Genomic DNA, 11,223 nt, shown 5'->3' on the forward strand with positions numbered 1-11,223 from the left:
TATATTTTCAAACTTTTTCATAAATTCTATTGATTTTTATATAGTTAGCTTTCAAGTCCGGTGTTAATATACCACATATTCCCTTTTTTTCAACTTTAAAATGAGAAATAAAAAAGAGAAGACTTACATCTTCTCTAAGAATGATTATTCATCTTTTTTCCAATCAAAAGTGAAATCATTATCGTAATCTACATAGATTGTTTCATCTTTGACATATCCTTTTTCAATAATCTTATGTGCAATTGGCGTTTCAATATACTTTTGAATAAAACGCTTCATAGGACGAGCTCCATATACTGGATCTACCCCTTGATTAGCAATTTCATCTAAAGCACGTTGACTTACTTCTAAGTGAACCTCACGATTTTCTAATCGTTTTGCCAATAAGTTAATGAATTTTTGAGCAATTTTTGCGAATGCTGATTGATCCAATGCATTAAACACAATGATTTCATCAATACGATTTATAAATTCTGGTTTAAAGAATTTCTTAACTTCATTCATATAATCATTATAGTGATCACCTGGTTCAAACGCATATTGTGAACCCAAATTACTTGTTAAGATAATAATCGTATTTTTAAAGTCTACTGTGACCCCTTTAGAATCTGTAATACGACCATCATCTAAGATTTGAAGTAAGATATTGAATACATCTGGATGTGCTTTTTCAATTTCATCAAACAAAACAATACTATATGGATTTCGACGTACTGCCTCTGTTAATTGTCCACCTTCATCGTATCCAACATATCCAGGAGGAGCACCAATCAAACGAGAAACACTGTGTTTTTCCATATATTCAGACATGTCAATACGAATAATATGTCTTTCATCATCAAACAATTGTTCAGCTAAAGCCTTCGCAACCTCTGTTTTACCAACACCTGTTGGTCCTAAGAACATGAAGGCACCAATTGGACGATTTTCATCTTGAATTTGTGCTTTCGAACGAATAATCGCATCCGTAACTAATTCAAGCGCATGATCTTGACCAATTACACGTTTACCTAATTCATCTTTCAAGCGAAGAAGTTTATCTCTTTGACCTTCAACCAATCTTGAAACTTCAACTCCCGTCCATCTTGAAACAATTTTGGCAATGCTTTCTTCATCAACTGTTTCTTGAATCAATGCATCTTCTTTATGTTCTTTATGCTGTGCAATACGTTTTTCTAACTCAGGAATTGTTCCATATTGTAAACGAGCCGCATCTTCATAACGCATTTCATTTTGTGCTTGTTCCAAATCTAAACGAGCTTTTTCAAGTTCTTGTTTATCACTTTGTGCACGAGCTAATTCTTCTTTTTCATCTTCCCAACGTGAATGCATTTCATCTCGTTGTGATTGTAATTGCGCTAATTCAGCTTCAATTTCATTTCTTCGATCAATTGCTTTTTTATCTTCTTCTTTTTGTAAAGAAGTCTTTTCAATTTGTAATTGTAAAATACGTCTTTGAAGTTCATCTAATTCTTGTGGCATACTTTCCATTTCTACTTTCAAAGTTGCACAAGCTTCATCGACTAAGTCAATTGCTTTATCTGGCAAGAAACGATCTGTAATATATCGATCTGATAACGTTGCTGCTGCAATCAAAGCTTCATCTAAAATTCGAACTCCATGATAAGATTCAAAACGAGATTTCAATCCACGTAAAATACTAATTGTATCTTCAACGCTAGGTTCTTGAACTTGAACTTTTTGGAATCGTCTTTCTAAGGCTGCATCTTTTTCAATGTATTGACGATATTCATTGAAAGTAGTGGCACCAATACAATGAAGTTCACCACGTGCTAACATAGGTTTCAATAAGTTGGCAGCATCCATTGATCCTTCTGTTTTTCCAGCCCCAACTAAGTTATGAATTTCATCGATAAACAAGATAATTTGTCCATTTGATTTTTTAACTTCATCCAAAATAGCTTTTAATCGTTCTTCAAATTCACCACGATATTTGGCCCCGGCAATTAAAGAACCCATATCCAATTCAATTAATTGTTTATTTTTCAAAGATTCAGGAACATCGCCCTTCATAATACGCCAGGCAATTCCTTCCACAACAGCCGTTTTACCAACTCCTGGTTCACCAATTAAAACAGGGTTATTCTTTGTTTTACGAGATAAAATTTGCATAACACGACGGATTTCGTCGTCACGTCCAATAATAGGATCGATTTTACCATCTTTAACATCTTGAACTAAATCACGTCCATATTTTTTCAATGCTTCAATATTTTCTTCTGAGGTAGGAGAATCATATTTTTTACCATTTCGTCTCTCTAATTCTGCTTGTCGACATTCTTGTTCATTCAAGTTGAATTCTTTGACTAATTTTTTAGAAATATAAGATTTATTAAACATTAAACTTAACCAAAGTGTTGCAACACTTAAATAAGTTTCTTCGTGTTCACTAGCCCATTTTTCAGCAGCATCAAATGATTTTATAACTTCATTTGAGAAATTTAAATTTTGTACATTTCCCGTCGCAATTCGTTTGTTTTCATCATAAATGATGCTCAAAGCTTTTTGTTTGTCTACATGAACTTTTGTGAATAAACCATCTAGTACATCATCTTTGAAAATAGCTTCCAACAAATCAATGGTATCAACACTTGTATGTTGATAAGATTTAGCTTGATTAATCGCGTTCATAATAATTTGTTGAAGTTTTTCTGACATTTGTTCAAAGTTCATAAGAACACCTCCTTAGCACTCTACTACTTCATGTGCTAATTGTATTATAATACACTTTTTAGCACTGTCAACACTAAAGTGCTAAAATTATAAAAAATACTATGGGTACCAATAAACAAGGTAATAAATTCATCGTTTTTATATCTTTGATTTCCAAAATAGATAAGCCTGAGCATAAAATCAAGAACCCACCTACAATTGATATTTCACACATCAATGCTTGACTCATAAAGTTTCCTAAAATGGTTGCCAAAACATAAATTAATCCTTGCCAACAGAATAAAACTCCAGCACAAATACACATACCAACTCCATAGGCAGATGCCAAAACACAACTAGTAACTAAATCTAAAGTGGCATTCGTAAGTAAAAATGTATAGTTTTGATACAATGCTGCATTAATAGGTCCTAAAATAGATAGTGTTCCAATGCAAAATAATAAAATACCCGTTGAAAGTCCTTGTGCAAGTTTTCCTTTGGATGAAAACTTATCAACAAGACGATGAAATTTACCATCTAAATCCAAAATAGTTCCAATCAAGCTTCCTAAAGCTAATGAAACAATAAATAAAACTGGATATTTACTATTCGGCATATTATGAACCACAGAATTCATCCCAAGACCTGTAGCGGCTAATCCCATAGCTAAAAATAAAGCATCTTTATATTTATCTTTAATTCCTTTTTTTAATAAACTTCCTACTAAACTTCCAATTAATATTGTGCATGTATTAACAATAGTACCAATCATATTTCTTTACACTCTTCTTTCTTCGTTTTAAAATTATAGCATAAAATTAGGAGGCTAATATGAAATTTAGTGATATAGATTTTTCACGAATTAAACAAATGATGGATAATTTAAGTGATGAAGAAAAAGAAAAATTAAATGATATGGCTGATAATGTCATGAATCAAATGAAGAATGGAAATACAGCTGAACCAGACCAAACAGAAGAAATTGATTTTTATGAATATCTTCACATTTCCTCTGAAGACTATGATTCTCTTCCTATTTTAGATCAATTAGAACAAGCAAGTGATATTGAAATGTATTATGAAGATAATCTAGATAGTGATTTCAGTGGATGTATTTTATATTATTGTAAAGCTGTTCTTATTTTGCTTCGTAAATTTATTCACCCAATTTATGAACAAGAACTTAATTTTCAAATAAATTCTCAGACAACTTCTCTTTTCTCTTATTTACAACCACTGATGAATGAAGATAACATTTATCAATTAACAAATGTTCTTTCTAGTGAACATTGGATGGAATTAAGAAATATCTTACAACAAGCTTCAATTATACTTTCAAAAGCAGAATATGATTTTATCAGCTATGATGAGCTACAGTCATTTAAATCATTTTTACTCAAAGAGAAAAAATTACTATTTATCGCAAATATGAAATAAAAACAATTTGATTTGTCTACACTTCAAAGCAGATGATATAATTATCACATGATTGAATACTATAAAACAACGAAACGATTTGTCGAAAAAATTGATTCTTATCAAGAAGGATGTTGGATTAATGTTGTCGATCCAAATCGTAAAGAAAAGTTATTTTTAATTCGAGAATTAGGCATTCTTGAAGAATTTGTTAAGTCTTCTTTAGACCGTTCAGAAAATGCCCATATGGATTATGACGACGATGTTAATCAAACGCTGTTCATCATAGACTGTCCTCATTTAGTGCGAGACGAAACAGCTACATATAATACATATCCTTTAGGAATTGTGATTTGTAATGATTACATTGTTACTATTAGTTTATCGGAAAACACCGAAATCAATGAAATCATTAACGGAAAATGCCGTGGCATTCAAACGCAAAATAAGATTCAATTTTTTCTTCATTTTATGCTTCGAATCTCGCAAAAATACTTAATTTACTTACAACAAATTGATCATTATTCTACGGAGCTTTCATCTCAATTAAGACAGAGCATGCGAAACGAAGAATTATTATCCATGTTAGCTTTAGAAAAATCATTAATTTATTTTTCTACTTCTTTAAAATCAGATGAAGTCACATTAAAAAAACTAAAACGTTGTCGACAATTTAAACTGACTGAAGATGACTATGATTTGTTGGATGATGTTTTAATTGAAATTGACCAGGCAAATGAAATGAGTCATATTTATAAAGATGTCTTGAATGGAACGATGGATACTTTTTCAAATATTATTGCTAATAACTTAAACTTTTCTATGAAAGATTTAACTATTATCACAATATCAATGGAAGTTCCAAATATGGTTTTCGGTTTTTATGGAATGAATGTTTCCGGTCTTCCTATGGCACAAGCTTGGTTTCCTTTTTTCTTTTCGATTGTCTTTGCCTTTTTAGTATTTGTAATTGTTAGAAAAATTAGATAAATTTAGGAGAATACGATTATTACGCATTCTCCTTTTTTGTGTATTCGATATGTTGATAATGAACACCATTTTCTTCGATATTCGTTAAAACTTTACGATTATATTGGCTATGATCAAATTGTGGATAAAACACATCCGCATCATATTCACAATCAATTTCTGTTAAAACCAATTTATGTGAATAAGGTAAAAATTGTCTATAAATTTGTGCTCCCCCAATCACATAAATACTCTCATCTGAATCTTGATAAGCTTTTAAAAAATCTTCAACCGAATGAAACAATTCAACTTCATCAGGCAAATTCAAGTTTTGATGACTAATCACAATATGATGTCGCTTAGGAAGAAGTCTTGGAAGAGATTCAAATGTTTTTCTTCCCATAACAATGATATGATTTTTAGTTTGTTCTCTAAAAAATTTCATATCCTCTTTTAAATCCCAAATTAATTGATTATTCTTTCCTAATTCATTATTTTTACCAATTGCGGCAATTTGTATCAATTCCATTGAATCCTCCTATTGTGCTAATGGAAAAGTGATTTTTCCCATATGTTTATAATTAATCAATTTACAATCTTTACATTCCTTTGAACTATCAAAATCATAGAAATCTTTAATATTTGGATTTAACCATAATTCCGGTGCTTCCAATGGTTCCATAGTATGATAACGATGAAGTTGTTCTTTAATTCCCTCTACTTGATTGACATAAATATGGGCATCTTTAATTGACCAATCCAATGTTCCCACCTTTAAATTTGTGACTTGAGCAATCATCTTCATTAAAACTGCGTATTGCGTTACGTTGAACGGAAGTCCCAAAGCCGTATCGCAACTTCTTTGGTGAACCCATACATTAAGAGTACCATCTGTTACATCCCATTCACTCGACCATACACAACTTGGTAAAACGGCTGTATCTAAGTATTGATCTTGCCAAAGTGAAACAACACGACGACGATCATTGACATCATTTTTCAAAGAATCAATTAATTTATCAATTAGATGAAATTCTTTTACAATGTAACCATAGGCGGTACCAATTGTATGAGCAAAACTTGGATCAAAATGTTTTAAAACCTTTCCCGTTTTATCATCTAACCAGTCACCTTGTTCATTGATTTCCCATTTATCCCAAATATGGACATTACGTTCTTGTAACCAACGTACATCATTACTTTGTGCTTGATAAATCCAAAGCATTTCTAATACAGCTTGGCGAATAAATAATTGTTTTGTTGTAAGAATAGGAAATTCTTTTCCTACATCCAATTGAAAATGTGCACTAGGAATTTTAATCGTATTAATTCCTGTACGATTTTCTACTTCCATCCCATTATTCAAAATATTTTCACATAAATTACAGTATATATCATCCCACTTAGACATGCTCTTCCTCCTTTAAAATATAATCATACACAAAATGCGCAATCGCATTTTCTTCATTTGTATATTCAGAAACATAATTCGCAACAGCTTTTAAACGATTTCTAGCATTTTTCATTGCGACTCCACAGCCAGAAGCCATCAACATTTCACAATCATTTAAATCATCTCCAAAACTAACAACATGTTCTTTACTTGTACCAAAGTGTTCACATAACTTTTCAATACCAAATCCTTTATTAATATGAGGATCTACAAATTCAAACAAGTTATTAGCTGTAAAAAATCCAGTACAGTTTGGATTTTTATATTCACTAGCACGGTTCTCAACTATCTTTTGATAACTAGGATCAAAATGTAAAATTAGTTTATTAATTTTTTTATCTTTCACAAAGTCATATAAATCACATTCAATTTCGTTTTCTCGATACAACTTTGCGTGTTCTCTTGTTTGTGGTGTTGATATATTTACATAACGTTTATCCCCAATTAAGACCCAAAAAATAACATCATATCCTTGAAAAAAGTCCATGATATCTATTGCATCTTTTCCATCCATTAAATAAAAATCTTCTTTAATTTGTTGGCGATAATCATAAATGGCTCCACCATTCATTCCCATCACAAAACCAATGTCTTTATTCAATCCCCAGTCTTCAATTGTTTTTAAGATTGTCTCAACAGGTCTACCACTCGCAATTCCAAAGAAAATACCATTCTTTTTTAAATCACGGATTGCTTGTTTATTTTCTTCCGATACTTCTTTTTTAGCATTTAAAAGTGTTCCATCCAAATCTGTTGCGACTAATGTAACCGTATTTTTTATCATATTTTTCTCCTCAATAGTTTTATTATATCATTTTTTTAATATATAATAAAATTATGATTGAATACTTAGAACTCAATGCCTATGCTTTTCGTTTTAAAATCAAGCAAGATACCAGTAAAGAAGCATTACTTCATTATTTTAATTTCTCAACAAAACGTTTTTCAGATTATATCATAAAACCGGATACTTCTTTTTATAAGAAAAACACTACTTGTACCATTGAATTTCCAATTGAAACTATTGAAAATTTAATAGATAAACCTGTATCTATATTATACGAGGATGAATGCTTAATTGCCGCTTATAAACCACCATTTTTATTAGTACATGATGATGGAAATCATCAAGATAACCTTCAAAATCGTGTAAACTGTTACTTATATAATGAAGGTCATCCTCATTCATGCCAAGCAATTCATCGTATTGATACTGAATGTTCTGGAATTGTTTTATTTTCGAAATTGCCCTTTTTTCAAGGTATGTTTGATTCCTTGATTGCTCAACACGAATGTATAAAAGAATATTATGCCCTTGTACAAGGAAGAATTCCTTGGAACATTAAAACAATCGATATGCCCATTGGTCGAAATCGTCACAATGCCAAAGCCATGATTATTTCCAAAAACGGCAAAAAAAGCATTTCACATGTAAAAGTATTAAAAAGGCAAAACAATACCACCTTGTGTAAAGTTAATATTGAAACAGGACGTAAACATCAGATTCGTGTTCATTTAAGCTCAAGTGGCTTTCCTATTATTAACGATCCTATCTATGGAACAATAATTGATCATAGAGGTATGCTCCTAGAAAACTACCATATGGCATTCAATCATCCTTTATATAATCAGCTTGTGAATATTGAAATTCCCTTGGATGATAGATTCAATAAATAATAAAAAATAGTGTATCCTTTACATAAAGAAATCAATATTCCAAAAGACAAACAAGATAAAAATGGAATCATTTTATCTTGTTTTTTTATATAAATGACTAAACCCGTTATAACAGCAATTAATAAAGCAACCATCATTCTTTCAAAGCCAACAAGAAAACCAAAATACGCCATATACAAAACATCCGCACTTCCCATCCATTTCTTACGATACATCACATAGGAAACACTTCCTAAAAATAATCCTGTAAATAGCGAATAAGAATCAAAGAAAGTAAGTAAAAGTAAAGATGGAATAATCCATCTTTTAGAAATATAAAGCGTATATCCATCTTGAATTGCTAAACAATATAAAAAAAGAGAAACATAAATAGGTATAGGTAAATAAATTGATAACAAGATTGCCAAAATATCAATAATGAAATAGTGATGTGTTTTTTGATGATATAAAAAAAAGATTTTCATACTTTAAGTATAAAAATCAATTCTTATTTAATCATTATATCTGGCAAATCATTATCAAATTTTAACTTATACGCTTGTAAGCTTATTTGTTTTTTATTACCTCTATATCCATATTTTACATCTCCTATTAATGGATGTCCAATATATGAAAAAGAAGCACGAATTTGATGAAAACGTCCCGTACATAATTCAATGTCCACTTTTGTTTCGTGTTCACGATGATCAATGACTTTATATTTCAAGATGGCTTGTTTATATCCTTCTTTTTCCGTTTTAGATACTAAAGCTTTTGTGTTTTCTTTTTTTATGTAACAAGTAATCATTCCATCTTTTTGGATAATTCCATCACACCAAGCTCTATAGTATTTATGCACACGATGACTCGCAATATCTTCATTCATCTTTCTAAGTGCTTGCGCATTTTTAGCGGCAATGACTAATCCAGTTGTATTTCTATCAAGGCGATTACAGATTGCTGGTGCAAAGCTATTTTCTTTTTCAGGATCATATTCATGATTGTGATATAAATAGCTTTGAATTCGATTAACTAGACAATCTTGATTTTCATTTGAATCACTTTGCGAAAGTAGACCATATTCTTTATTGACAACAATATAGTTTTTATCCTCATAAACAACATCTAATTCTTTTTGTTCCAAAATTGCTCGTTCTTTTTTGACTAAAACATCTGGTGGCAAAAATAAAAGAAGATGATCTTCTTCATTTAAAATTTGATTAAATTCTGCTCTTTTACGATTTACTTTTATCTTTTTATTACGGATAGCCTTATACATCATAGACTTTGATAAATTAGGAAATGTTTTCATCAAGTATTTATCTAATCTTTGATTGGCATCATTCTTTTGAATTATTATTTCTTCCATATTTTAAGTATACAACAAATCAATTTAAATTTGTGAAATTTTTACCAAAATAGCTTTAAAAAAACATTAAAACTCTGTATAATTGTGTGTGTTAAAAATAAAGGAGAAAAAAGTATGCCAAGAGGAGTATATAATTCTGTTACTGATATTCGCCGTAAAATTTTCACTGCAATTGCAGAAATGGCTTATTCAGATGATACAGATTATGCGAGAAGAATTGAAGAAATTCCTTATGAAATTCTTCCTGGAACAAAAGCAACTTATCGTAATAGTATTTTCCTAGAAAGAGCTATTATTGGTGAAAGATTAAGATTAGGAATGGGTTTACCTGTTCGCGAATGTAGCGAATATGGTAAAATTTCAGATGGAATTGAAGAAAGTACAATCGCTAAAAAATATTATGACGATCCACTTATAAATATTATTAAATTTGCTTGTAATGCATGTCCTGAAAAGAAAATTTTCGTAACAAATGCATGTCAAGGATGTTTATCTCATCAATGTACAGAAGTTTGTCCTAGAGATGCAATCCATATCAAAGATGGAAGAAGCTATGTTGATCAAGATAAATGTATCAAATGTGGACGATGCATGGATGCTTGTCCATATAACGCAATTACAAAAATTGAACGTCCATGTGCTGCAAGTTGTGGAATGGATGCGATTGGTAGTGACGAAGATGGTAAAGCTGTTATCAATTATGATAAATGCGTCAGCTGTGGTCAATGTTTAGTAAATTGTCCATTTGGTGCCATCGTTGATAAAGGACAAATCTTCCAAACAATTTATGCTATGAAAGAAGGACACGAAGTCATTGCCGCTATTGCTCCTGCTTTTGTTGGACAATTTGGTCCAAAAGTAACACCAGAAAAAGTAAAATCCGCATTAAAACAATTAGGATTTGCGGATGTTGTTGAAGTAGCTATTGGTGCTGACTTATGTACTATCGAAGAAGCTGAAGACTTCTTAGAAAAAGTACCTTCTCAACAGCCATTTATGGCAACAAGTTGTTGTCCTGCTTGGTCAGTAATGGCTAAGAAAAACTTCCCTGATTTTGCACCATACATTTCCATGGCTCTAACACCAATGGTATTAACTGGTCGTTTAATCAAGAAAGAAAAACCAAACGCAAAAGTTGTATTTATCGGTCCTTGCGCTGCTAAAAAATTAGAAGCAAGTCGTCGCTCAATTCGTTCTGACATTGATTTCGTATTAACATTCGAAGAAGTTATGGGTATGTTTAATGCAAAACACATCGATTTAGAAAACATCGAAGGAAATGATCCATTAACAGAAGGTTCAAACACAGCTCGTGGATTTGCGGTTAGTGGTGGAGTTGCCAAAGCCGTTAAAGACTTAATCAATAAAGAACACCCTGAAGTAGATGTAAAAGTACAAGCTGCAGAAGGATTGAAGAACTGTAAATCAATGTTGATGATGGCTAAAGCTGGTCGATTAAATGGATATTTATTAGAAGGTATGGCTTGTCCTGGTGGTTGTGTTGCCGGTGCTGGAACATTACAACCAATTACTAAATCAAGTGCTTTAATTAAAAAATACGCTAATGAAAATGATTTGAAAGTTGCTGATGAATCAGCTTATTCAGACCGTTTACATGAAGTAAGTGAACACTAAAAAAAGAGGATATAACAGTTAAGTGATTTGTCACTTGAAAAGAGTTATATCC

Annotated in this window: 11 protein-coding genes; 4 read left to right on the forward strand and 7 right to left on the reverse strand. The window is 31.1% G+C overall.

What is annotated here, in order from left to right; all coding sequences use genetic code 11:
• Window positions 1-144: 144 nt before the first annotated feature.
• Window positions 145-2,694, reverse strand: coding sequence for an ATP-dependent Clp protease ATP-binding subunit (locus ACI313_RS02820; protein WP_320608337.1), 2,550 nt, complete (start codon window positions 2,692-2,694; stop codon window positions 145-147).
• Window positions 2,695-2,767: 73 nt separating this feature from the next.
• The gene (locus ACI313_RS02825; RefSeq protein ID WP_439755222.1) at window positions 2,768-3,445 is read right to left on the reverse strand and encodes a DUF554 domain-containing protein; all 678 of its coding nucleotides are present in this window, start codon (window positions 3,443-3,445) and stop codon (window positions 2,768-2,770) included.
• 59 nt (window positions 3,446-3,504) lie between these two features.
• Here ACI313_RS02825 and ACI313_RS02830 point away from each other — a divergent pair, with 59 nt between their 5' ends.
• A complete protein-coding gene (locus tag ACI313_RS02830) occupies window positions 3,505-4,110 on the forward strand; it encodes a hypothetical protein (RefSeq protein WP_320104423.1) in 606 nt (201 codons plus the stop codon).
• A gap of 48 nt (window positions 4,111-4,158) precedes the next feature.
• Window positions 4,159-5,079 (forward strand): magnesium transporter CorA family protein, encoded by a 921-nt coding sequence (locus ACI313_RS02835; protein ID WP_439755223.1) that lies wholly within the window; start codon window positions 4,159-4,161, stop codon window positions 5,077-5,079.
• Between the two features lie 19 nt (window positions 5,080-5,098).
• Here the strand turns inward: ACI313_RS02835 and ACI313_RS02840 are convergent, their stop codons facing one another.
• Genes ACI313_RS02840 through ACI313_RS02850 form a run of 3 tightly spaced genes read right to left on the reverse strand, consistent with a single transcriptional unit; the run spans window position 5,099 to window position 7,295 of the window.
• Complete coding sequence (locus ACI313_RS02840; RefSeq protein ID WP_320608340.1) at window positions 5,099-5,587, reverse strand: dihydrofolate reductase; 489 nt, start codon at window positions 5,585-5,587, stop codon at window positions 5,099-5,101.
• 9 nt (window positions 5,588-5,596) lie between these two features.
• Window positions 5,597-6,469 carry a thymidylate synthase gene (gene thyA / locus ACI313_RS02845; RefSeq protein WP_320608341.1) on the reverse strand — a complete coding sequence of 291 codons (873 nt, stop codon included), beginning with the start codon at window positions 6,467-6,469 and terminating at the stop codon, window positions 5,597-5,599.
• The gene (locus ACI313_RS02850; RefSeq protein WP_320608342.1) at window positions 6,462-7,295 is read right to left on the reverse strand and encodes an HAD family hydrolase; all 834 of its coding nucleotides are present in this window, start codon (window positions 7,293-7,295) and stop codon (window positions 6,462-6,464) included. Before ACI313_RS02850 ends, thyA begins: the two co-directional genes overlap by 8 nt.
• A gap of 53 nt (window positions 7,296-7,348) precedes the next feature.
• Here ACI313_RS02850 and ACI313_RS02855 point away from each other — a divergent pair, with 53 nt between their 5' ends.
• Window positions 7,349-8,188, forward strand: coding sequence for an RluA family pseudouridine synthase (locus tag ACI313_RS02855; protein WP_439755224.1), 840 nt, complete (start codon window positions 7,349-7,351; stop codon window positions 8,186-8,188).
• Here ACI313_RS02855 and ACI313_RS02860 read toward each other — a convergent pair.
• Together ACI313_RS02860 and ACI313_RS02865 are read right to left on the reverse strand one after the other, a co-directional pair.
• Complete coding sequence (locus ACI313_RS02860; RefSeq protein ID WP_320608344.1) at window positions 8,140-8,652, reverse strand: A24 family peptidase; 513 nt, start codon at window positions 8,650-8,652, stop codon at window positions 8,140-8,142. The genes ACI313_RS02855 and ACI313_RS02860 overlap by 49 nt on opposite strands.
• Window positions 8,653-8,675: 23 nt before the next feature.
• Window positions 8,676-9,536, reverse strand: coding sequence for an RluA family pseudouridine synthase (locus ACI313_RS02865; protein WP_320608345.1), 861 nt, complete (start codon window positions 9,534-9,536; stop codon window positions 8,676-8,678).
• 114 nt (window positions 9,537-9,650) lie between these two features.
• Here ACI313_RS02865 and ACI313_RS02870 point away from each other — a divergent pair, with 114 nt between their 5' ends.
• Window positions 9,651-11,171: a 4Fe-4S dicluster domain-containing protein gene (locus ACI313_RS02870; protein ID WP_320608346.1), complete on the forward strand. Its 1,521-nt coding sequence runs from the start codon at window positions 9,651-9,653 to the stop codon at window positions 11,169-11,171.
• Window positions 11,172-11,223 lie beyond the last annotated feature (52 nt).

Origin of the sequence: Floccifex sp., assembly GCF_051873495.1 — a bacterium.
In the GTDB taxonomy this organism is placed as follows: Bacteria; Bacillota_I; Bacilli_A; order Erysipelotrichales; family Erysipelotrichaceae; genus Floccifex.

Coding starts and splice junctions, on each gene's coding strand:
- ACI313_RS02840 (WP_320608340.1), bottom strand. CDS start 5,587: ATGGAATTGATACAAATTGCCGCAATTGGTAAAAATAATGAATTAGGA.
- ACI313_RS02860 (WP_320608344.1), bottom strand. CDS start 8,652: ATGAAAATCTTTTTTTTATATCATCAAAAAACACATCACTATTTCATT.
- ACI313_RS02825 (WP_439755222.1), bottom strand. CDS start 3,445: ATGATTGGTACTATTGTTAATACATGCACAATATTAATTGGAAGTTTA.
- ACI313_RS02830 (WP_320104423.1), top strand. CDS start 3,505: ATGAAATTTAGTGATATAGATTTTTCACGAATTAAACAAATGATGGAT.
- ACI313_RS02850 (WP_320608342.1), bottom strand. CDS start 7,295: ATGATAAAAAATACGGTTACATTAGTCGCAACAGATTTGGATGGAACA.
- ACI313_RS02820 (WP_320608337.1), bottom strand. CDS start 2,694: ATGAACTTTGAACAAATGTCAGAAAAACTTCAACAAATTATTATGAAC.
- ACI313_RS02870 (WP_320608346.1), top strand. CDS start 9,651: ATGCCAAGAGGAGTATATAATTCTGTTACTGATATTCGCCGTAAAATT.
- thyA (WP_320608341.1), bottom strand. CDS start 6,469: ATGTCTAAGTGGGATGATATATACTGTAATTTATGTGAAAATATTTTG.
- ACI313_RS02865 (WP_320608345.1), bottom strand. CDS start 9,536: ATGGAAGAAATAATAATTCAAAAGAATGATGCCAATCAAAGATTAGAT.
- ACI313_RS02855 (WP_439755224.1), top strand. CDS start 7,349: ATGATTGAATACTTAGAACTCAATGCCTATGCTTTTCGTTTTAAAATC.
- ACI313_RS02835 (WP_439755223.1), top strand. CDS start 4,159: ATGATTGAATACTATAAAACAACGAAACGATTTGTCGAAAAAATTGAT.